This is a genomic window from Comamonas sp. 4034 (assembly GCF_050434545.1).
GTDB classification, from domain to species: Bacteria; Pseudomonadota; Gammaproteobacteria; order Burkholderiales; family Burkholderiaceae_C; genus Comamonas; species Comamonas odontotermitis.
Genome location: NZ_JBNDIT010000006.1, coordinates 133,578 through 154,480, shown reverse-complemented (window position 1 = coordinate 154,480; position 20,903 = coordinate 133,578). Strand labels below are relative to the sequence as shown.

20 protein-coding genes are annotated in these 20,903 nt (G+C 60.5%); 16 read left to right on the top strand and 4 right to left on the bottom strand.

Features of this window, described 5'->3' with window-relative positions; translation table 11 throughout:
- Positions 1-105 precede the first annotated feature (105 nt).
- Genes greA through ABIE32_RS08780 form a run of 3 tightly spaced genes read left to right on the top strand, consistent with a single transcriptional unit; the run spans position 106 to position 1,986 of the window.
- Positions 106-582 (top strand): transcription elongation factor GreA, encoded by a 477-nt coding sequence (gene greA, locus ABIE32_RS08790; RefSeq protein WP_184708283.1) that lies wholly within the window; start codon positions 106-108, stop codon positions 580-582.
- A 31-nt stretch (positions 583-613) separates the two neighbouring features.
- Positions 614-1,042, top strand: a complete 429-nt coding sequence (locus ABIE32_RS08785; protein ID WP_429015418.1) for a DUF4149 domain-containing protein — start codon at positions 614-616, stop codon at positions 1,040-1,042.
- Positions 1,043-1,101: 59 nt separating this feature from the next.
- The gene (locus tag ABIE32_RS08780) at positions 1,102-1,986 is read left to right on the top strand and encodes a Kdo hydroxylase family protein (RefSeq protein WP_429015323.1); all 885 of its coding nucleotides are present in this window, start codon (positions 1,102-1,104) and stop codon (positions 1,984-1,986) included.
- 233 nt (positions 1,987-2,219) lie between these two features.
- On the opposite strand, the gene ABIE32_RS08775 is transcribed toward ABIE32_RS08780, so the two are convergent.
- Together ABIE32_RS08775 and ABIE32_RS08770 are read right to left on the bottom strand one after the other, a co-directional pair.
- On the bottom strand, positions 2,220-2,939 hold the full coding sequence (locus tag ABIE32_RS08775) for a glycosyltransferase (protein WP_224149651.1): 720 nt from the start codon (positions 2,937-2,939) through the stop codon (positions 2,220-2,222).
- Positions 2,940-2,967: 28 nt separating this feature from the next.
- On the bottom strand, positions 2,968-3,438 hold the full coding sequence (locus ABIE32_RS08770; protein ID WP_224149650.1) for a YhbY family RNA-binding protein: 471 nt from the start codon (positions 3,436-3,438) through the stop codon (positions 2,968-2,970).
- Between the two features lie 31 nt (positions 3,439-3,469).
- Here ABIE32_RS08770 and ABIE32_RS08765 point away from each other — a divergent pair, with 31 nt between their 5' ends.
- From ABIE32_RS08765 to ABIE32_RS08740, 6 genes are all read left to right on the top strand, one after another.
- On the top strand, positions 3,470-4,126 hold the full coding sequence (locus ABIE32_RS08765; RefSeq protein WP_224149649.1) for an RlmE family RNA methyltransferase: 657 nt from the start codon (positions 3,470-3,472) through the stop codon (positions 4,124-4,126).
- A gap of 238 nt (positions 4,127-4,364) precedes the next feature.
- A complete protein-coding gene (gene ftsH, locus ABIE32_RS08760) occupies positions 4,365-6,287 on the top strand; it encodes an ATP-dependent zinc metalloprotease FtsH (RefSeq protein WP_224149648.1) in 1,923 nt (640 codons plus the stop codon).
- Positions 6,288-6,374: 87 nt separating this feature from the next.
- Positions 6,375-7,226, top strand: coding sequence for a dihydropteroate synthase (gene folP / locus ABIE32_RS08755; protein ID WP_429015320.1), 852 nt, complete (start codon positions 6,375-6,377; stop codon positions 7,224-7,226).
- A 136-nt stretch (positions 7,227-7,362) separates the two neighbouring features.
- Positions 7,363-8,697: a phosphoglucosamine mutase gene (gene glmM, locus ABIE32_RS08750; RefSeq protein WP_429015319.1), complete on the top strand. Its 1,335-nt coding sequence runs from the start codon at positions 7,363-7,365 to the stop codon at positions 8,695-8,697.
- 220 nt (positions 8,698-8,917) lie between these two features.
- Entirely contained in the window at positions 8,918-9,739 is an 822-nt protein-coding gene (locus ABIE32_RS08745; RefSeq protein WP_429015317.1) for a GNAT family N-acetyltransferase, read from the top strand.
- Positions 9,740-9,886: 147 nt separating this feature from the next.
- Positions 9,887-10,846 (top strand): 2-hydroxyacid dehydrogenase, encoded by a 960-nt coding sequence (locus tag ABIE32_RS08740; protein ID WP_429015315.1) that lies wholly within the window; start codon positions 9,887-9,889, stop codon positions 10,844-10,846.
- 104 nt (positions 10,847-10,950) lie between these two features.
- Here the strand turns inward: ABIE32_RS08740 and ABIE32_RS08735 are convergent, their stop codons facing one another.
- Positions 10,951-12,471, bottom strand: coding sequence for an exopolyphosphatase (locus tag ABIE32_RS08735; protein ID WP_377779503.1), 1,521 nt, complete (start codon positions 12,469-12,471; stop codon positions 10,951-10,953).
- Positions 12,472-12,811: 340 nt separating this feature from the next.
- On the opposite strand from ABIE32_RS08735, the gene pstS reads away from it, so the two are divergent.
- The 7 genes from pstS to phoR all read left to right on the top strand — a co-directional run bounded on the left by pstS (position 12,812) and on the right by phoR (position 19,487).
- Complete coding sequence (gene pstS / locus ABIE32_RS08730) at positions 12,812-13,849, top strand: phosphate ABC transporter substrate-binding protein PstS (RefSeq protein ID WP_429015313.1); 1,038 nt, start codon at positions 12,812-12,814, stop codon at positions 13,847-13,849.
- Positions 13,850-13,963: 114 nt separating this feature from the next.
- Positions 13,964-14,935, top strand: coding sequence for a phosphate ABC transporter permease subunit PstC (pstC, locus tag ABIE32_RS08725; RefSeq protein ID WP_224149643.1), 972 nt, complete (start codon positions 13,964-13,966; stop codon positions 14,933-14,935).
- Positions 14,932-15,813: a phosphate ABC transporter permease PstA gene (pstA, locus tag ABIE32_RS08720; RefSeq protein ID WP_429015312.1), complete on the top strand. Its 882-nt coding sequence runs from the start codon at positions 14,932-14,934 to the stop codon at positions 15,811-15,813. The genes pstC and pstA overlap by 4 nt, the downstream gene beginning before the upstream one ends.
- 19 nt (positions 15,814-15,832) lie before the next feature.
- Positions 15,833-16,624: a phosphate ABC transporter ATP-binding protein PstB gene (gene pstB, locus ABIE32_RS08715; RefSeq protein WP_184708179.1), complete on the top strand. Its 792-nt coding sequence runs from the start codon at positions 15,833-15,835 to the stop codon at positions 16,622-16,624.
- A gap of 24 nt (positions 16,625-16,648) precedes the next feature.
- Positions 16,649-17,350: a phosphate signaling complex protein PhoU gene (gene phoU, locus ABIE32_RS08710; protein ID WP_224149641.1), complete on the top strand. Its 702-nt coding sequence runs from the start codon at positions 16,649-16,651 to the stop codon at positions 17,348-17,350.
- A gap of 10 nt (positions 17,351-17,360) precedes the next feature.
- The gene (phoB, locus tag ABIE32_RS08705; RefSeq protein ID WP_224149640.1) at positions 17,361-18,068 is read left to right on the top strand and encodes a phosphate regulon transcriptional regulator PhoB; all 708 of its coding nucleotides are present in this window, start codon (positions 17,361-17,363) and stop codon (positions 18,066-18,068) included.
- 66 nt (positions 18,069-18,134) lie between these two features.
- Complete coding sequence (phoR, locus tag ABIE32_RS08700; protein ID WP_429015310.1) at positions 18,135-19,487, top strand: phosphate regulon sensor histidine kinase PhoR; 1,353 nt, start codon at positions 18,135-18,137, stop codon at positions 19,485-19,487.
- A 25-nt stretch (positions 19,488-19,512) separates the two neighbouring features.
- Here phoR and ABIE32_RS08695 read toward each other — a convergent pair whose 3' ends face one another.
- Positions 19,513-20,895 (bottom strand): MATE family efflux transporter, encoded by a 1,383-nt coding sequence (locus ABIE32_RS08695; RefSeq protein WP_429015308.1) that lies wholly within the window; start codon positions 20,893-20,895, stop codon positions 19,513-19,515.
- Positions 20,896-20,903 lie beyond the last annotated feature (8 nt).

Here is a 20,903-nt window from a genome sequence, read left to right as displayed (position 1 = left end):
GCTCCCAGCGCGGCGGTTTGCTTTTGAACCACCCGCCGCCGTGCGGGGCGTATGTATGCCACATGCCAGCAAATGCTGGCATTGAACATGTTTGTGGAGACCGAAATGGCCACTATTCCGATTACCAAGCGCGGAGCAGAAAAGCTCAAGGAAGAGCTGCAGCGCCTCAAGACCGTAGAGCGCCCGGGCGTGATCGCTGCGATTGCCGAAGCGCGCTCGCATGGCGACCTGAGCGAAAACGCCGAATACGATGCCGCCAAGGACCGCCAGGGCTTCATCGAAGGCCGTATCCAGGAGGTGGAGGCCAAGCTGTCGGCCGCGCAGATCATCGACCCCAGCCAGCTCGATGCCGGCGGCAAGGTCGTGTTTGGCGCGACCGTGGATCTGGAAGACGAAGAGAGTGGTGACCCCGTGACCTATCAGATCGTGGGCGAAGATGAGGCGGACCTGAAACAGGGCCTGATCAATGTATCGAGCCCGATTGCCCGCGCGCTGATCGGCAAGGAAGAGGGCGACACCGCAGAAGTACAGGCACCGGGTGGCGTGCGTCGCTACGAAGTGGTGGGCGTGCGCTACCTCTGAGCCAGAGCAGACCATGCCCATGATTGCCAGCATGAAAGAACGCCTGCCGATTTTTGCCGCAGCACTGTGGTGGGGTAGCCTGTCGGTCATTGGCTTCATGGCGGTGCCCATGCTGTTTGCCAGCTTGCCACTGGCTGCGATGGCTGGCTTCATGGCCGCCAAACTGTTTGCGGCGCAGACCTGGGTGTCGGTCGCCTGCACCTTGCTGCTTCTGGTGATGGCCAAGGACAAGCAGGCCAATGCGCTTTATCCGTGGGCGCGGGCTGCCATCGGTTTCGTTCTGGCCGGCATGCTGCTGGCCTTGGTGGTGCAGTACGGCATCTCGCCGAAAATTGTGGCGCGCCAGAACCTCAAGCTCTGGCACAGCCTGGGCACGCTCATGTACGTACTGCAATGGCTGTGTGCTGCCATTGTGTTGTGGCGCCTGTCTGGCCGCGTGCAGGGGCACGGCTCCGACTGACAGAATGGCTTGACCTGCGGCAAAACAGCAGCAGGTGGCCGGGGTACACTGGAGCGGCCATGCAATCTCAAATCCTCAAAATCGACGCAACGGACTGGAGCCAGGTCCACGGTTGCGATGAATGGACGGCGGCCGTCGAGGCCGGCAAGGTTCTGTATTTCCCGCAACTGCGCTTTGCACTGTCCGATCAGGAAAAGATGCTGCTGCGCCCGGATGTGCGCGATCCCAAGACCCGCAATATCAGCCTGAACGTGGATGGCTCCATCAAAGGCGTTGCCGGTGACGCCGCCACGCAGGCTGCGGTCGCCGCCATGGTTGCGCGCTTTCGCGAACAGGCTACGGCGCTGATTGCCGGGCTTTTTCCGGCGTACATGCCTGTGGTGCGAATGGCGCCCACCAGCTACCGCCCATCTCAGGTGGAAACACGCGCCCAATCCTGGCGCGCAGACGACAAGCGCATGCATGTCGATGCCTTTCCCTCACGCCCCAATTACGGCGAGCGGATTCTGCGCGTGTTCACCAATGTGAACCCCGATGGCCAGCCGCGCGTATGGCGGGTAGGGGAGCCGTTTGAAGACGTGGCAAAGAAATTCTTGCCCCGCGCCAAGCCCTACAGTGCCTGGCAGGCCAAGGCGCTGGAGCTGCTGCACGTCACCAAGTCCTACCGCAGCGAATACGACCACCTGATGCTGCAATTGCATGATGGAATGAAGGGCGACCTGGATTACCAGAAGAATGCACCGCAGGAAACCGTGCCTTTCGCCGCAGGCTCCACCTGGGTGTGCTTTTCGGACCAGGCGGTGCATGCCGTGATGTCTGGCCAGTACATGCTGGAGCAGACCCTGTTCCTGCCGCCTGGCAGCGAGTACGATCCTGCGGCCAGCCCGCTGTCGATATTGACGCGCATGAAGGGTCACCCGCTGGTAGACGCAGCGCAGCGTTAGCAGGCGCATGAGAGGCTCGTAGCCAAGCGTGTATCTGCTGCACATTGGCATGGAAAAAGGCGTTGATCGAGAGACCAACGCCTTTTGTCTTTGTATCGACGCCTTTAATGCCAACAAACCAGCAAGAGCTGATTGCGGCTATTCATGGGGGCCTGAATATCTTTTGCGGATCCAACGCTTCTAAGATGGGCGCTGTCTGCTATGGTTTTTGAAGAATTGGCAAGTTCTGCTGCTCAACCCCAGGCCTTCTCGATCCATTTTGCCGGTTGAATATGGTGAAAGCGCTTGTTGCGGCGGCCTTCCAGTGCATCGGGCGGATTCACTTCGCCGTGGAAGATGACGATCCGCGCATCGGAGGGCGGCACCGGCTCCTTCCAGTAATTGCTGGGCCAGGCAGGAATGCAGTAGTACTTGAAGCTCGGGCACCATGGTGCGGGCCAGTACTGCAGCTTGCCTTGCTGGTGCAGAAAGTGCGACAGATATTCCTGCTCGTTGCGGTACTGGGCACGCAGCTGGTCGGTATTGCTGCGAAAGTGTTCCAGCACATCGGCGTGCGCACCCAGGGTGAATCGGTAGACCGACGAGTTGCCGACAATGCGCTCGCCAAAGCGCCAGAAGCGCGGGTAGTCGTGAATGATGCGGAATTCGCCGGGCAGGGCAAAAAAATCATCCAGACTGCCCACAACCACCACATCCAGATCCAGAAACAGGGCCTGGCCCTGCAGGCCGTAGAGGTCACGCTCGAAGGTGGTGAGTTTCTTCCACGCGCCATCCCGCTGGCCGGGGGCCAGATGGATGTTCAGATCGGGGATGGGAAAGCACTCCACCTCGCTGCGGATGCCTTGGGTGTCGTCCGTCAGGCATACAAAACGAAAATCGCCACGAAGGTGGCGACGGACCATCGCATAAAGCCGGTTGACGTACTCGGGGCCATATTTGGTACCCCATTTCATGCAAAGGATGTGGCGATCGGTCACACTATCAGCCCTGCTGTTTTTTGACGGACTTCTGTTTGGGCTTGGCACGCTTGATCTGGCCGCCGGAGGTCAGACGCTGGTTGCCGAGGATGCGAATCTGCTTGACCTCGGGCTTTTGCCAGCTGTTCTTGCTGAACTTGAGCACTTTGACTTCGCGTGGGCCGGGCTTGCGGTCTTCATCGTGCTGCTTTTCCTTGGCGGCCTTGGGGCGCCACAGCACCAGCAGCTTGCCAATGTGCTGGATGGGGGCGGCGTTCAGCTCGTCGGCCAGCTTTGCATAGATGGCTTCGCGGCCTGCACGGTCGTCGGAGAATACGCGGATCTTGATCAGACCATGCGCATTGAGGGCCAGATCGACCTCTTTCTGAACGGCTTCGGTCAGGCCGTCGCCGCCAATCAACACCACAGGGTCAAGATGGTGGGCTTCGGCGCGGTGTTCGCGTCGTTGGGCGGGGGTGAGTTGTATTTGGGGCATACCCGTATTATCGGGGTTCCTTGGAGTAAACATGAAATTAAGTACTAAAAGCAAGAAGATCAACAAGGCGTGGCTGAACCAGCACGTCAATGATCCCTATGTGCGCGCAGCGCAAAAAGACGGCTACCGCGCCCGCGCGGTCTACAAGCTCAAGGAAATCGACGAACATTTCAAGCTGATTCGCCCCGGTGATGTCGTGGTCGATCTGGGATCGACTCCGGGCGCCTGGAGCCAGTACGTCCGCCGCCGCCTCTCGCCTGATGGCGCGGCGGTGGGGGAACTCAATGGCGCCATCATTGGTCTCGACATGCTGCCGATGGAGCCGATCGAGGGCGTGGACTTCATTCTGGGCGATTTCCGGGAAGACGAGGTGCTTGTTCAGTTGGAAGAGATTCTGGGCGAGCGCAAGGTGGATGTGGTGATCTCCGATATGGCACCTAATTTATCCGGGGTAGAAAATGTGGATGCTGCGCGCATTTCGCACTTGATCGAGTTGGCCGTCGATTTCACCATCAAGCACATGAAGCCCGAAGGTACGCTGGTGGTCAAGCTGTTCCACGGCAGCGGCTATTCGCAACTGGTGGATTTGTTCAAGCAGACCTTCGAGGTGGTCAAACCCTACAAGCCCAAGGCTTCGCGCGACAAATCGTCGGAAACCTATCTGCTTGGCATGCGTTTGAAGAAATAGGCTTTCACTGTCAGTCACGGCCCCATTTCCGGGATTCCGCCCTGAAGCCAAGGGGCAAACAGGGGATTGAGCCCTTGAAAGTCCTAAAATAGCGCATACATGACACAACAGTTTCCCGTGTCTTTCCTGCAAGGCTTATGCAAACAAGGATGCACACAGGATATTTGCCTCGGGCAAATATCCTGGCTGAATCGGATTTGCGCAAGTCATGCCCTGATTTCCTACTACTGGAGCCCCCTTGAACAATCAGTGGTTTTCTAAGATTGCCGTTTGGCTGGTCATCGCCATGGTGCTTTTCACGGTGTTCAAGCAATTTGACAACCGTGCAGGCGCTGGCGCGACCAAGGTGCCGTATTCCGAATTCCTGCAGGACGTGCGCAATGGTCGCGTCAAATCCGCCACCTTGCAGGAAAGTCCTTCTGGAACGGTGATTCTGGCCACGACCGGTGACGACCGCAAACTGCAGACCACCGCCACCTTCATGGATCGCGGCCTGATTGGCGACTTGATCAACAACAACGTCAAGTTCGACGTGAAGGAGCGCGAAGAAGGTTCGCTGCTGATGAGCCTGCTGATCAGCTGGGGCCCGATGCTGCTCCTGATCGGGGTGTGGGTGTACTTCATGCGGCAGATGCAGGGCGGTGGCAAGGGCGGCGCCTTCAGCTTTGGCAAGTCCAAGGCGCGCATGCTCGATGAGAACAACAACACCGTCACGTTTGCCGATGTGGCCGGTTGCGACGAGGCCAAGGAAGAAGTCAAGGAAGTTGTGGACTTCCTGAAGGATCCCAACAAGTTCCAGAAGCTCGGTGGTCGCATTCCGCGTGGTCTGCTGCTGGTCGGTCCTCCCGGCACGGGCAAGACCTTGCTGGCCAAGTCGATTGCTGGCGAGGCCAAGGTGCCTTTCTTCAGTATCTCGGGCTCTGATTTCGTGGAAATGTTCGTTGGTGTGGGCGCGGCCCGCGTGCGCGACATGTTCGAAAACGCCAAGAAGAATGCACCTTGCATCATCTTCATCGACGAAATCGATGCGGTCGGCCGCCAGCGCGGTGCGGGCATGGGTGGCGGAAATGACGAGCGCGAGCAGACCCTGAACCAGATGCTGGTCGAGATGGATGGTTTCGAGACCAACCTTGGTGTAATCGTCGTGGCAGCCACCAACCGTCCCGACATTCTGGATGCAGCCTTGCTGCGCCCGGGTCGTTTTGACCGCCAAGTCTATGTCACGCTGCCCGATATTCGTGGCCGTGAACAGATCCTGAATGTGCACATGCGCAAGATCCCTGTTGGCCAGGATGTGAACCCAGGCGTGATCGCACGAGGCACCCCCGGCATGTCCGGCGCCGATCTGGCCAACCTGTGCAACGAAGCTGCGCTGATGGCCGCACGCCGCAATGCGCGCACTGTCGAGATGCAGGATTTCGAGAAGGCCAAGGACAAGATCATCATGGGCCCCGAGCGCAAATCCATGGTCATGCCCGAGGAAGAGCGTCGCAACACGGCCTACCACGAAGCAGGTCATGCGCTGATCGGCAAGCTGCTGCCCAAGTGTGATCCGGTGCACAAGGTCACCATCATTCCGCGTGGCCGTGCGCTGGGCGTGACGATGAGCCTGCCCGAGAAGGACCGCTACTCCTATGACAAGGAGTTCATGCTGAACCAGATCGCCATGCTGTTTGGTGGCCGCATTGCCGAAGAAGTGTTCATGAACCAGATGACCACCGGCGCCTCCAATGACTTCGAGCGCGCAACCCAGATTGCCCGCGACATGGTGACGCGTTACGGCATGACCGATGCATTGGGCCCCATGGTATATGCGGAGCAGGAAGGCGAGCCCTTCCTGGGCCGCTCGATGAGCAAGCCCAGCAACATCAGCGAAGAGACCATGCAGAAGGTCGACGCCGAAGTGCGCCGCATCATCGACGAGCAGTACCATCTGGCACGCAAGCTGATCGAGGACAACAGCGACAAGATGCATGCCATGGCCAAGGCCATGCTGGACTGGGAAACCATTGATGCCGAGCAACTCGATGACATCATGGCTGGCAAGGAGCCGCGTCCACCCAAAGACTGGACGCCGCGTAACCCGCCGTCCAACAACGATGGTGGCAGCACTGGTGGCGGTACCTCCGTGGTGACCGACCATGCGCCCAACGCCGCCTGATGGGGCCTGCCTGATTCTCTGCTGAATCGAAACACCACACCGAAAAGCGCTCCTGGAGCGCTTTTCTCTTTTGCAAAGGATTCACCCATGCCAATCTGGCAAACCAGCCGCTTTGCGATTGACTTGACTGAGCCCCGGATCATGGGCATCGTCAATGTCACGCCCGATTCCTTCTCGGACGGAGGCAGCCACCAGGGCGTTGCGGCCGCCATGGCGCACGCAGAAAAGCTGCTGGCCGATGGAGCGCACATTCTGGATATCGGTGGCGAATCCACCCGCCCGGGCAGCCCCGCTGTGCCGCTGGATGAGGAACTGCGCCGTGTGCTGCCGGTGGTGGAGGCTGCGGTGGCATTGCAGGTACCCATTTCGGTCGATACCTACAAGCCCGAAGTGATGCAGGCAGTGCTTGATGCCGGAGCCGACATCATCAACGACATCTGGGCACTGCGACAGCCGGGAGCCCGTGCCGCAGTGGCTGCCCACCCCAGTTGCGGCATATGCCTGATGCACATGCATGCCAATCCGCAGACCATGCACCTGCAGCACATGGACGCGGCACAGGACGTGACAGGGCAAGTGCTCCAGTTTTTGCAGCGGCAAACGTTTGAACTATGCGCGTTGGGTGTGCAAAAGGACCGTATTGTGTGGGATGCTGGCACCGGGTTTGGCAAAACCGTGGAGCAGAACTTTGCCTTGCTGCAGCAGCAGCCCGTGCTGGCTGCGGCCGGGTATCCGCTGCTTGCGGGCTGGTCGCGCAAAGGTTCACTGGGCAAGGTCACGGGGCGCGAGGTGGGCGAGCGCATGCCTGCCAGCATTGCGGCGGCGCTCTTGGCGGCAGAGCATGGGGCGGCCGTGGTACGCGTGCATGATGTGCGCGAAACTGCCGATGCGCTGGCCGTGCTGGGCGCCATGCGGCGGCCCGAGGCCTTGCATCTTTAACGAATGACAAGCGGGAGCCTCGCTTTCAACTGGAAACGTGGCACAAACGTTACACTTCACCTGAGCGCCTGAATGGTCGCCAAAACCTGCCATTGCCAAGGCGGGTGCTTACTTTCTTGCTACGGAAACAAAGAATATGCCACGCCAGTATTTTGGAACCGATGGAATTCGCGGCACGGTCGGTAAATCGCCCATCACGCCTGATTTCGTGCTGCGCCTGGGCCACGCCGTAGGCCGTGTGCTGCGCCGGGGCGAGGATCGCCCGACGGTGCTGATCGGCAAGGACACGCGCATATCGGGTTACATGCTGGAAAGTGCGCTGGAATCGGGCTTCAACTCCGCAGGTGTTGATGTGGTGCTGCTTGGGCCATTGCCCACGCCCGGTGTGGCTTACCTCACGCGGGCCTTGCGTGCCAGCCTGGGCGTGGTCATCAGTGCCAGCCACAATCCTTTCGAGGATAACGGTATCAAGTTCTTCAGCGCGGAAGGCACCAAGCTGCCCGATGCCTGGGAGGAATCGGTAGAGGCCGCGCTGGCCGAAAGCCCGGTGTGGGTGGAGTCTGCACAGTTGGGCAAGGCGCGCCGTCTCGATGATGCCCCAGGCCGCTATATCGAGTTTTGCAAGAGCACCTTCGACAACCAGCTGTCTCTGCACGGGATGCGGGTGGTCGTGGATGCGGCGCATGGCGCTGCCTACCAGATAGCGCCCAAAGTCTTTCATGAACTGGGGGCTGATGTGATCACCATCGGTTGCAACCCCGATGGTCTCAATATCAACCAGGGCGTGGGCGCTACCCACCCCGAAGCACTGGTGCGTGCCGTGCGCGCCAACAATGCGGACGTCGGCGTGGCGCTGGATGGCGACGCCGACCGACTGCAACTGGTGGATGCCAATGGCCGCCTGTTCAACGGCGACGAATTGCTCTACCTGATGGCGATGGATCGCCTGCACCGTGGCGAAAAGGTAGCAGGCGTTGTCGGCACCCTGATGACCAATCTGGCCGTGGAGGCGGCCCTGCGTGCGCAAGGCATCGAGCTGGTGCGTGCCAAGGTGGGCGACCGCTATGTGCTGGAAGAGCTGCAACGCCGCAACTGGATACTGGGCGGTGAAGGCTCGGGCCACCTGCTGGCGCTGGACAAGCACACCACGGGCGACGGCCTCATCAGCGCGCTGCAGGTGCTGCAAGCCTGTGTGAGCCGTCAGCAGGGCATTGCCGAGCAGCTCAAGGGTGTCGACCTGTGCCCGCAGGTTCTGCTGAACGTGCGCCTGCAGCCGGGACAGGACTGGAGCCGAAACCAGAAGCTGGCCGATCTGCAGCGCGACATCACCGAGCGCTTTGCGGGCCAGGGGCGTGTGCTGATCCGCGCAAGCGGCACCGAGCCGCTGCTGCGTGTGATGGTGGAAGCCTTTGATGCTGCCCAGGCGAGCCGCTGCGCCGAACAGCTGGCGGAAGTAGCGCGCCAGTCCTGAGCGGAGTGCCTGGTCTGTACCTGTACAGACCAGTGCAGGCAGCCCTCTTTTGAAGGTGTTGCATGGGTGCCATGTCATGCAAGCGTCATGGTTTGCACATCGCGCTGTCATGCGGCGGCGAGAAACTGGCGGGGCTCTGTGATAGCCCGGTGTGGGCACGAGGCGCGGCATAGCGGCTGGTGTACAGCAAAGGGCGGCAGAGCGATTGAGGAGCCCTGCCATGCACAACAAGCCCGAATTCTCCAGCGCATCCGACATCCTGGTCTCCAGCCCGGCGGCTGCCAAGCATGCCTCTGCCTTGCCCGCTGCAGCGGTATTGGCCGATATCGAGGTTTCCTGGGCACGCCATCTGGACGAAGTACGCGAAGCCCAGCGCCTGCGCCACCAGGTATTTGCCGGTGAAATGGGAGCGCAGCTGCAAACCACTACGCCCGGCCACGATGTGGATGGTTTTGACGATTACTGCGAGCACCTGCTGGTGCGCAACAGCAGCACGCAGCAGGTGATCGGCACCTACCGCCTGCTCACGCCCGCCCAGGCCCTGCGCGCCGGGCGTACATACTCCGATGGCGAATTTGATCTCACTGCCATCGATGCGCTGCGCCCGCGCATGGTGGAGCTGGGACGCAGCTGCGTACATGCCGATTTCCGCCAGGGTGGCGTCATCATGGCACTGTGGGGGGCTCTGGCCAGCTTCATGCAGCGCAACAAGCTCGATGTCATGATGGGCTGCGCCAGCATTCCGATGTGGCACAACGGCATCGTCAGCGGCGATGCGGCAGCGAGCATCTGGCGCCAGCTGCAGGCCAAGAGGCAGGTATCGACGGAGTACGCGGTCACGCCACGCCTGCCGCTGCCACTGGATCAACTGGATGACCAGGTCGAAGTGGAGCCACCAGCACTCATCAAGGGCTATCTGCGCGTGGGCACCGAGGTGATCGGCGCGCCAGCCTGGGATCCGGATTTCAACACTGCCGATCTGCCCATGCTGATGCAGCTCGATCGCCTGCCGGCACGCTATCGCAAGCACTTTCTGGGTTGATGGCCGCGCCATGCGGCAACTGCCCTGCCAGGGGGCTCTGGCTATGGTGTGGCAGGGAACAACCCTGTCGTCAAAAGGCCTTCATAATCAAAAGAGCCGCTTGCATACGTTGCAAGCGGCTCTTTTGCTATCAATGAAGGAGTTGTGGTGAGCCAGTCCTCGCATTCCCTGATCACGCTGCTGGTCTTCAATCCCATGGCCGAGCAGCATCTGGACCAGATTCGCCAGCATGCGACGGTCATCTACGCGCCCACGGCGGCGCAACGTGCGCAGGCTGTCGCAGAGCAGGGGGCCGAGGTGGATGCGGTGCTCACCATCGGCTCCATCGGCTTGACCGCCGACGAGGTGGCCCGCATGCCACGCCTGCGCCTGGCCTGCACCCTGGGCGCGGGCTACGAAGGGCTGGCGCTGGATGCCTTGAAGGCGCGCGGCGCCGTCGTGGCCACCGGGGCGGGCACCAACGACACCAGCGTTGCCGACCACACCTTTGGCCTCATTCTGGCCACGATGCGTAACTTCCGCTCGCTGGACCAGCAGGCGAGGGCCGGGGTGGATCGTTTCACGATTCCGCACCCGCCGGGCGTATCGGGCAAGAAGCTGGGCATCATCGGTCTGGGCCACATCGGCCTCAAGATCGCCAGACGCGCTGCGGGTTTCGACATGCCGGTGGGCTACCACAACCGAAAGCCCAAGGCCGATGTGCAGCAGCCGTACTTTGATTCGGTGCTGGCGCTGGCTGCCTGGGCTGATGTGCTGGTGTGCGCGACACCGGGCGGTGCTGGCACGCGCCATCTGGTCAATGCGGAGGTGTTGCGGGCGCTGGGTCCGCAGGGCTATCTGATCAATATCGCGCGCGGCTCGGTAGTGGATACCGAAGCACTGGCTGCTGCACTGCAGGAAGGCCGCATTGCAGGTGCGGGCATTGATGTGTACGAGAGCGAGCCGCACCGGCCTGAGCCGCTGATCGACCTGCCCAATATACTGATCACGCCCCATGTTGCCGGCTGGTCGCCCGAGGCGACGCAGGCCAGTGTGGATCAGTTCATTGGCAACCTGACCGGGGTGTTCTCTGGCCGTGGCGCTGTGGCACCGGTAGACCTGGGCTGATGCAATTCACCTGCATCCCGATGGTTCATTGTTTGCTATATAAATAATAGCATATTGCGCTTGATGAATGAGCGCCAGCGGCTATTTTTATATGCAATGGTCAATCACTTTGCAAGAATACTGCCTGCCTGCTTGAACTGAAACACGTACGGGGTCTTCTGCCAGGCGAGCACCTCTTCGCCCAGCAGGTAGGCGGATTGTGGAAACTGCTCCGACCAGCCGGCCAGGGCCTTGAGCGACCATTTCTCAGGCTTGTCGCGCAGATTCAGCTGTTCCAGCTCTGGATTGCGGCGGGCGTGGCACAGCACGGTGGCCAGGCGCAGGCACAACAGCTCCAGTGCAAACTCGGGGTCCTGCAAGAAGCCCTCGACCTTGCGCAGCTTGCCGCGCTGGGCCAGCACCAAGGCGGCGAGGTGCGACAGCTCGGTTTGGGTAAAGCCTGGCACATCGCTGTGGCTCAGCACATAGGCGCCATGGTGGTGGTAGTCGTTGTGCGAGATGAGGCAGCCCATCTCATGCAACTGGCTGGCCCAGTCCAGCATGGGGGATTTCAGTTTCACTGGGTCGGTCACGCCGGTGTAGCGTCTGGCCTGTTCAAACAGCATGGCAGCGGTTCGTTGAACGCGGGCCGCTTGCGCGCCATCGACCTGGTAGCGCTCCATCAAGGTGCTGATGGTGCGGTTGCGGATATCGGAATATTCCTCGTGCTGCACCATGTCGCGCAGCAAACCCTGGCGCAGTGCTCCGCTGGCAATGCGCAATTCATCGATCTGCAGCAGATCGAAAATGGCGCAGAGCGCGGTCACGCCGCCGCCAATCACCGCGCGGCGCTCTTCCTTCAGGCCTTCAAGCCTGATGTTTGCGGCGTTGCCTGCGGCCAGCAACTGTTCACACAGCCAGTACAGCTGCTCGCGGCGCACCACATCGGGCTCACCGCCATAAGCCGCCAGCACATCCGCAATTGCATTGGCTGTGCCTGATGTGCCGTAAGCCATGTCCCAACTGTTGGGGGCGAAGTGCAGGGCGGCCTCTTCCATGACGGCCTGCGCAGCAATGTGCGCCGTTCTCAGGCTGGCCTTGGTGAATTCGCCATTGGGAAAATAGCGCAGCGACCAGGCCACGCTGCCCACGGGGTAGGAGGCCACACGCTCGGTCAGAAAGCGCTGGCCCAGGATCAACTCGGTCGAGCGCCCGCCGATGTCCACGACCAGCCGGCGCTCGTCGGACGGCGGCAGCGAATGGGCGGCGCCCTGGTAGATCAACCGGGCCTCCTCGGGGCCGGAGATCACGCTGATCGGGTAGCCCAGGATCTGGTTGGCCTGCTGGATGAAGATGTCGCGGTTCTTGGCTTCGCGCAGGGTCTGGGTGGCCACGGCACGCACCTGGGCGGGCGGAAAGCCTTTCAGGCGTTCGGCAAAACGCGCCAGGCAATCCCAGCCGCGCTGCATGGATTCCACCGAGAGGTTGCCCGCCTCGTCCAGGCCCGCGCCCTGGCGTACCATCTCCTTGAAATACTGCACGCGTTCGATATGGCCGGATGCGTAGCGCCCAACCTCCAGGCGAAAACTGTTGGATCCCAGATCCACGGCGGCAAGCAGGGTTCCATCGAGCATAGGTGTCGTCATCAATCAAGTCTGCAAAAATAGGAGTGCGCTTTACAAATTGCAAGGAAATCGGCGTGGCGGGCCTCACCAGTACACCATGTCCGCCAGATGTGCGATCCAGCAAAAGCACTCCAGGGCAGGGAGCATAGCACCGCGACCGTAGTCCATCGCAAAGCCATTCCCTATGCTGACAAAGCTTTGAAATTAAGTCTTTTGCATGACTGAAATATGACAATTGCCTCTTTGTTGCTCAGGGGCATCGATTGATTTCCATGGGGAATATGACGGAATATGTCATATCAATGTCATAAAGGTTTTTTACAGTCCACTCCATTGCGTTTCATTACCAACAGGAGTTTTCATGAAACTGTCCGCGATTCGAGTGCTGGTTGCTGGTTTGGCTGCTGCGGGTGCATTTGCCCAGGTTCAGGCGGAAGAAGCCACTGGCGCGGGCGCAAGCTTCCCCGCTCCGCTGTATTCCAAGTGGGCAGCCGATTACAACAAGGCAACTGGCGTCAAGATCAACTACCAGTCCGTGGGCTCCAGCGCTGGTATCAAGCAGATCGATGCCAAGACGGTGGACTTCGGTGCTTCCGACATGCCATTGAAGGACGATGAGTTGAACCAGAAGGGCCTGGTGCAGTTCCCCACCGTGATCGGTGGCATTGTGCCCGTGGTCAACATCAAGGGCATCAATCCGGGCCAACTGAAGCTGTCGGGCCAAGTGCTGGGCGATATCTACCTGGGCAAGATCACCAAGTGGAACGACCCTGCCATCACCGCCCTGAATCCTGGCGTGGCACTGCCTGACGCTGCCATTGCCCCGGTGCGCCGTGCTGACGGTTCGGGCACGACCTTCGGCTTCACCAACTACCTCTCCAAGGTCAACACCGAGTGGAAGGACAAGGTTGGTGAAGGCGCTGCCGTGAACTGGCCTACGGGTGCCGGCGGCAAGGGCAACGAAGGTGTTGCAGCGTATGTGGGCCGCCTGCCCAACTCCATCGGCTATGTGGAGTACGCCTACGTCAAGCAGAACAAGATGACCTTTGCCCAACTGAAGAATTCAGAAGGCAACTTTGTCAGCCCCGATGACACCAGCTTCAAGGCCGCCGCCGCCGGTGCCGACTGGACCAAGAGCTTCTACCAGATTCTGACCAACCAGCCAGGCAAGGATTCGTGGCCCATCACCAGCGCCACCTTCATCCTGATGCACAAGACCCAGGACAAGCCAGCGCAGGCTGCCACTTCGCTGAAGTTCTTTGAATGGGCCTACAAGTCGGGTGACCAGACGGCAGATGGCCTGGACTATGTGCCGATGCCTGCGAGCGTGAAGGACATCATCTACAAGTCCTGGAACAACATCAAGGACAGCGGCGGCAAGGCTGTTGTAGCCAAGTAAGTCGCAAATACCACAGGCCGCTCGGGTAGCGGCCTTTTCCACCTTCCATGGAATTCACAAGTGTCGACATCTTTTCCAGTACAAAACAGCGCGGTCGCGGGGGATAAAGCAGACATGCAGTCCAGCCAGCCTCCTTCGCGAAAGCCCTGGCTTTCCAACTCTGTCGCCGACGGCCTGTTCGCATTGCTGGCGCGCGGCGCGGCAGTGCTGACCCTGGCTTTGCTGCTGGCGATCATGGGCTCCCTGGTCGTGGGTGCCTGGCCCGCTATCCGTGAGTATGGAATCGGCTTCTTCTTCCGCAGCGAATGGGATCCAGTGCAGAACCAGTACGGTGGCCTGGTGATGATCTACGGCACCTTGGCCACATCGGCCATTGCCTTGCTGATTGCGGTGCCCGTGAGCTTTGGCATCGCCCTGTTTCTGACGGAGCTGTCGCCGGTCTGGCTCAAGCGGCCACTGGGTACGGCCATTGAATTGCTGGCCGCCGTGCCCTCCATCGTGTATGGCATGTGGGGCCTGATGGTGTTCGGCCCGCTGCTGGCCACCTATGTGCAGCAGCCTCTGCAAACCCTGTTCAAGGGCATTCCAGTGCTGGAAGGCCTGGTGTCCGGCCCTCCTGTGGGCATCGGCATTTTTTCCGCCGGTGTCATTCTGGCGATCATGGTGATCCCTTTCATCGCCTCGGTGATGCGCGATGTATTCGAAGTTACCCCTGCGCTGCTCAAGGAATCGGCTTACGGCCTGGGTTCAACCACCTGGGAAGTGATGTGGAAGGTCGTATTGCCCTACACCAAGACCGGCGTGTTCGGCGGCGTGATGCTGGGACTGGGCCGCGCACTGGGCGAGACCATGGCCGTCACCTTTGTGATCGGCAATATGAACCAACTCAATTCTCTGTCGCTGTTTGAGGCGGCCAACAGCATTACTTCGGCCCTGGCCAATGAATTTGCGGAAGCGGGCGAAGGCCTGCACCAGGCATCGCTGATCTACCTGGGTCTGGCGCTGTTCTTCATCACGTTCATCGTGCTGGCCTGCTCCAAGCTGCTGCTCAGCCGCCTGCAAAAGAATGAAGGAGCCCGCGCATGACCACGGGAGAACGTTTGATCAAGGCTTCGGATCTTGCAACCATCCGCGCAGCCAAATACCGTGGCCGCAATCGCATCAACAAGATCGCGATCGGTCTGTCGCTGGCGGCCATGGCCTTTGGTGTGTTCTGGCTGGTCTGGATTCTGTGGGAGACCCTGCGCCTGGGCATTGGTGGCCTGAGCGTAGCCCTGCTGACCGAAATGACGCCTGCACCCAATGAGCCGGGCGGTATTGCCAACGCGATCTGGGGATCGCTGGTGATGGTGTTCATGGCGACCTGTGTGGGCACGCCCATCGGCGTGATGGCCGGTGTGTACCTGGCCGAATACAACAAGACTGGCTGGCTCGCTTCGGTCACCCGTTTTGTCAATGACATCCTGCTGTCTGCGCCATCCATCGTGATCGGCTTGTTTGTCTACACTGTGATCGTGATCAAGCTCAAGAGCTTCTCCGGTTACGCCGGTGTGATGGCGCTGGCGCTGATCGTGATTCCTGTGGTGATTCGCACGACCGAGAACATGCTGGTGCTGGTGTCATCCAGCCTGCGTGAAGCGGCCTATGCCCTGGGCACACCCAAGTGGAAGGTGATCAGCATGGTGACCCTGCGAGCTGCCCGTGCCGGTGTGATCACCGGTGTGCTGTTGGCCGTGGCGCGTATCGCTGGCGAAACCGCTCCGCTCCTCTTTACTGCGCTGAACAACCAGTTCTGGAATACCGATCTGTCCAAGCCGATGGCGAGCCTGCCGGTGACCATCTTCAAGTTCGCCATGAGCCCCTATGAAAACTGGCAGCAACTGGCCTGGGCCGGCGTCTTCCTGATCACGCTCGCCGTGCTCGGCCTGAACATTCTGGCGCGCACCTTCGCACGTCAAAAATAAACACGGATGGATGAACATCATGCTGACGAAAACCAATGCAGCCAATGCCAGTGCACTGAACTCCAAGATTTCGGTGCGCGACCTGAACTTCTACTACGGCAAGTTCCACGCTCTCAAGAACATCAATCTGGAGATTCCGGAAAAGAAGGTGACTGCCTTCATCGGCCCCTCTGGCTGCGGCAAATCGACCCTGCTGCGTACCTTCAACCGCATGTATGAACTCTATCCCGAGCAGCGTGCGGAAGGCCAGATCGTGCTGGACGGCGAGAACCTGCTCACCAGCAAGCAGGATGTGGCCCTGATCCGCGCCAAGGTCGGCATGGTGTTTCAGAAGCCCACGCCATTTCCAATGTCGATCTACGACAACATTGCTTTCGGGGTGAAGCTGTTCGAGGATCTGAGCAAGAGTGACATGGAAGAGCGTGTGGAATGGGCGCTGCGTAAGGCCGCGCTGTGGTCCGAGGTCAAGGATAAGCTGGGCCAGAGCGGCTCCGGCCTGTCGGGCGGTCAGCAGCAACGTCTGTGCATTGCCCGCGGTATCGCCATCAAGCCTGAGGTGCTGTTGCTCGACGAGCCCTGCTCGGCGCTGGACCCTATCTCGACCGCCAAGGTGGAAGAGCTGATTGCCGAACTCAAGGACGAGTACACCGTGGTCATCGTGACCCACAACATGCAGCAGGCTGCGCGCTGCAGCGACTTCACTGCTTACATGTACCTGGGCAGCCTGATGGAGTTTGGCGCCACCGAGCAAATGTTCTTCAAGCCCCAGCGCAAAGAAACCGAAGATTACATCACGGGCCGTTTCGGCTAATTCGCCAGAATTGGAAAGAGTCGCATGACTGAAAAACACCTATCCTCACAATTTGACAGCGAACTCAACAACATCTCCTCCCGCGTGATGGAGTTGGGCGGGCTTGTGGAATCGCAGATTCAGCAGGCGATCTATGCGCTCTCGCAATTCAGCATGGAGGCCGTGCAACGTGTTGACGAGGCGGAAAAGCGCGTGAACCAGCTGGAAGTCGACATCGACTATGAACTGTCGACCATCATCGCCCGGCGCCAGCCAACGGCACGCGACCTGCGCCTGCTGATCGCGTTTTCCAAGGCGACTGCCAACCTGGAGCGCATGGGCGACGAGGCCCACAAGATGGCGCGCATGGTGGGCTCCATCATCGAAAGCGGCGCCGCGCGCTCCCTGCCCACGACCGATTTGCGTGTGGCGGCCGATCTTGCCTCGGGCCTGCTGCGCAAGACGCTCGATGCGTTTGCGCGCCTCGATACCGCTGCCGCCGTCTCGATCCTCAAGGAAGACGATCTGATTGATGCCGAGTTTGATGGTTTTGTCCGCAAACTCATCACTTACATGATGGAAGATCCCCGCAAGATCTCTCCCAGTCTGGACCTGCTGTTCCTGGCCAAGGCCATTGAACGCATCGGCGATCACTCCAAGAACGTGGCAGAGCTCATCATCTACCTGGTCAAGGGGATCGATGTGCGCCACACCACGATGGACGAAATCGAATCCAGTGTTTTGTAGAGTTTGACGTATGAAAAAACTGCCACGCGTACTCATTGTCGAAGACGAGCCGGCCATTGCCGAGCTGATCGCGGTGAACCTGCGGCACAACGGCTGCCTGCCGATCTGGGCGGAAGATGGCGACGCCGCCCAGCGTGAGCTGGATGCCGTGCTGCCGGACGTGATTTTGCTGGACTGGATGCTGCCGGGCCAAAGCGGCCTGTCGCTGGCACGCAAATGGCGCGCCGATGCCCGTGTCAAAGGCATCCCGATCATCATGCTGACCGCCCGTGGCGATGAGCCTGACAAGATCGCGGGCCTCGATGCCGGTGCGGATGACTACATCACCAAGCCATTTTCCACGCAGGAGCTGCTGGCACGCATCCGTGCGGTGCTGCGCCGCCGCATTCCCGAGCAGGTCAACGATAGTGTGACGATCGGAGAGTTGGTGCTGGATGCGGCAACGCACCGTGTCACCTTCCAGGGCGAGCTGCTCAAGCTGGGGCCGACGGAGTTCAAGCTGCTGCATTATTTGATGAAGCATGCCGAGCGCGTGCATTCGCGCTCGCAGTTGCTCGACAAGGTGTGGGGTGACCACGTCTTCATTGAGGAGCGCACCGTGGATGTGCATGTGAAGCGTCTGCGCGAAGCACTGGGCGTTGCGAACGTGATGGTGGAGACGGTGCGGGGCGCGGGCTATCGCATCACTGCACAACCGCAGGCCCTGCAACGCGCTTGATGCGCGGGCTTGCCAATTCTCGTATGCTGCGCTTGTCGCAGCTTTTCTTTTTTGAGTTAGGTCTGCATGCTGTTTCGCATTGTCAGTTTTCTGTTGTTCCAGATCGTCGGCGCTTCGCTGGGCTGGTGGCTGGGGCAGATGCCCGGTGCACTCGTTGCCACCCTGGTGGGGGCCTGGTGCTGGTTTGTTGCAGACCTCTGGCGCGGCAACAAGGTGGTTTCCTGGCTCAAGCAAGGTGACCTGCAGCGTCCTCCGCAGCTGTATGGCGTGTGGGGAGAGGCTGTGGACCGGGCGCGCCGGCTGCTGCGTCAGCATGAGAAGCAGGCGCAGCAGGCGGTGGCGCAATTGCAGCAGGTGCTGACCGCGCTGCAGGCATCCCCCAACGGTGTGGTGCTTCTGGATGCACAAGGCCATATCGAATGGTGCAACCAGACTGCCTGCGAGCATTTCGGCTTTGATTTGCAGCGCGACCACATGCAGCTCATCTCCAATCTGGTGCGCGCTCCGGAATTCGCAGGCTATTTTGCCGCCAATGATTTCAGCAGGGATGTGGTGCTGATGAGCCCGGTGGTGCGCGCCACCAGCCCGCTGAAACTGTCCGTGCAGATGTTCCCGTACGAAGGGAACCGCAAGCTGCTGCTCTCGCGCGACGTGACATCGATCGAACTGGCCGACGCCATGCGGCGCGATTTCGTTGCCAATGTATCGCACGAGATCCGCACGCCGCTGACGGTGCTGACAGGCTTTATCGAAACCCTGCAGACCCTGCCTCTCAGCAGCGAGGAACGCACGCAGTACCTGGCCCTGATGTCCAACCAGGCGCAGCGCATGCAAAGCCTGGTGGCGGATTTGCTGACCCTCTCGCGCCTGGAGGGTAATCCTCCGCCCAGCTTGAACGAATGGGTGGGGGTGCGCAGCCTGATGCGCCGCTGCGAGGAGGATGCGCATGGCCTCGCACGCATGATCGCCAAGGATGGTGACAAGCCTCTGCGTCTGAATTTTCCGCAGATGCAGTCGCTTGATGAAGCTGGGCTGGAGGTGGCGGGCGCAGGCAACGAACTGCAAAGTGCTCTGTCCAACCTGGTCAACAACGCGGTACGCTACACACCCGCAGGCGGAGACATCACGGTGCAGTTTGTGCGCCAGACAGACGGTACGGGCCGCTTCAGCGTGGTGGACACGGGCCCGGGCATTGCGCCGGAACATATTCCTCGCCTGACCGAGCGCTTTTATCGCCTGGATCGCAGCCGCTCGCGCGACACTGGTGGCACCGGGCTGGGGTTGGCGATTGTCAAGCACGTCCTGCAGCGGCATGGTGCGCAACTGCAGATCCGCAGCACCCTGGGCAAGGGGTCGGAATTCGTGGTGGTATTTCCGGCGTCACGGATGCGAAACGCAGATACGGAGGCGCTGGTATAGCGCGAGCCGGTGCTTGCGATGCAGGTCAGACCATGCTGCGCTGCACGGCCTTGCGGGTAACCTGCTGCAGCAGGGCTACAAAGCAGGCGGCGGCCAGCACCAGAGCGCCTGCGGCGCACATCCAGAATGCAATGGGTGAGCGCAGGGCGTCCATGCTGCCCAGCCCCTTGTAGGCCAGCTGAAAGCCGCCCCACAGACCCATGCCCCACAACAGGCCACAGTACACCAGCAATGGAGCAAAGGTGATGCGGTAGCTGCGCAGCACAAAGATGGATACGGTCTGCGTGGCATCTGCCAGGTGGTAGAGGCTGACCCAGGCCAACAGGCCCACGGCAATGGCTGCCACCTCCGGGGTGTGGGTATAGACCGGTACGATCCAGGATCTGCCGATCAGCACCACGCAAGACAAGACAGTGGCCAGCAGCATGGCCGAGAGCAGCCCCATGAACACGACATGGCGCGCACGGAGTTCGTCACCAGCGCCACGCCAGTAACTGGCGCGCGCGCTGGTGGCAATGGCCAGCGACAGGGGCACCATGTACATCAAGGCCGTCACGTTGGCGGCAATCTGGTGTGCACCGGAGGCTGCCGTGCCCATGCGTGCAACATACAGGGCCATCAGGGTGAACGAGGTGATTTCTACCAGGATCGACAGGCTGGCAGGTACACCAAGCTGCGTGAACTGGAGCAATGTGGGGCCGTGAGGCCGCTCCAGCTTGCGCCAGATTTGTGCAGGGGCGTACAAGGATTGCGTGCGCAGCAGCATCCATCCCACACCGCACAGGAAGAAATTGACGGCAAAGGTGGCCCAGGCGCATCCGATCACGCCCATGGGGGCCAGCCCCAGGCCGCCAAAGGTGAACCAGATGGACAGCGACAACTTGACGAGCAGCGACACAGCCTGGAGCCAGGTGACCAATTGCGGCCTGCCCAGTGCCTGGCTCACCGTGCTGAAGACCCGGAACAGCAGGGCTGCGGGCAGACTCCATCCCACAATGGCGAGATAGCTTTCCACCAGGGGCTGCAGATCTGCTGGTACTTCAGTCCAGCGCAGTATCGGCGCGGGATGGAACAGCACAGCCATGCCAGCGGCGCTTGCTGCCATGCAGATGTAGAGCGACTGCCGCAGCGATGGCCCGATGTCTGCGTGCCTGCGGGCGCCATGCATCTCGGACCAGATGGGCAGCAGCGCCTGCAGCAGTCCCATCAGCGAGACATAGACCGTCACGAAAATGGCGGAGCCCACGGATAGTGCGGCCAATGACGTTTCGGCATGGCGGCCTGCAACGATGGTATCGACCACGCCGAAACCCATCACCGCAATCTGCCCTACAAATACCGTTGCTGCGTGTTTGGCAACCACATCGAAATCGCGGCGTGAAAACACGCGGCGCACAGCGCTTAGCATGGCTGCTC

Bases quoted from the DNA above. Each gene is read 5' to 3' on its own strand.
- ABIE32_RS08780 (WP_429015323.1), top strand. From the start codon at position 1,102: ATGCAATCTCAAATCCTCAAAATCGACGCAACGGACTGGAGCCAGGTC.
- ABIE32_RS08695 (WP_429015308.1), bottom strand. From the start codon at position 20,895: ATGCTAAGCGCTGTGCGCCGCGTGTTTTCACGCCGCGATTTCGATGTG.
- ABIE32_RS08735 (WP_377779503.1), bottom strand. From the start codon at position 12,471: ATGACGACACCTATGCTCGATGGAACCCTGCTTGCCGCCGTGGATCTG.
- pstS (WP_429015313.1), top strand. From the start codon at position 12,812: ATGAAACTGTCCGCGATTCGAGTGCTGGTTGCTGGTTTGGCTGCTGCG.
- pstC (WP_224149643.1), top strand. From the start codon at position 13,964: ATGCAGTCCAGCCAGCCTCCTTCGCGAAAGCCCTGGCTTTCCAACTCT.
- greA (WP_184708283.1), top strand. From the start codon at position 106: ATGGCCACTATTCCGATTACCAAGCGCGGAGCAGAAAAGCTCAAGGAA.
- ABIE32_RS08775 (WP_224149651.1), bottom strand. From the start codon at position 2,939: ATGAAATGGGGTACCAAATATGGCCCCGAGTACGTCAACCGGCTTTAT.
- pstA (WP_429015312.1), top strand. From the start codon at position 14,932: ATGACCACGGGAGAACGTTTGATCAAGGCTTCGGATCTTGCAACCATC.
- phoR (WP_429015310.1), top strand. From the start codon at position 18,135: ATGCTGTTTCGCATTGTCAGTTTTCTGTTGTTCCAGATCGTCGGCGCT.
- ABIE32_RS08745 (WP_429015317.1), top strand. From the start codon at position 8,918: ATGCACAACAAGCCCGAATTCTCCAGCGCATCCGACATCCTGGTCTCC.
- glmM (WP_429015319.1), top strand. From the start codon at position 7,363: ATGCCACGCCAGTATTTTGGAACCGATGGAATTCGCGGCACGGTCGGT.
- ABIE32_RS08765 (WP_224149649.1), top strand. From the start codon at position 3,470: ATGAAATTAAGTACTAAAAGCAAGAAGATCAACAAGGCGTGGCTGAAC.
- ABIE32_RS08785 (WP_429015418.1), top strand. From the start codon at position 614: ATGAAAGAACGCCTGCCGATTTTTGCCGCAGCACTGTGGTGGGGTAGC.
- phoU (WP_224149641.1), top strand. From the start codon at position 16,649: ATGACTGAAAAACACCTATCCTCACAATTTGACAGCGAACTCAACAAC.
- pstB (WP_184708179.1), top strand. From the start codon at position 15,833: ATGCTGACGAAAACCAATGCAGCCAATGCCAGTGCACTGAACTCCAAG.
- folP (WP_429015320.1), top strand. From the start codon at position 6,375: ATGCCAATCTGGCAAACCAGCCGCTTTGCGATTGACTTGACTGAGCCC.
- ABIE32_RS08770 (WP_224149650.1), bottom strand. From the start codon at position 3,438: ATGCCCCAAATACAACTCACCCCCGCCCAACGACGCGAACACCGCGCC.
- phoB (WP_224149640.1), top strand. From the start codon at position 17,361: ATGAAAAAACTGCCACGCGTACTCATTGTCGAAGACGAGCCGGCCATT.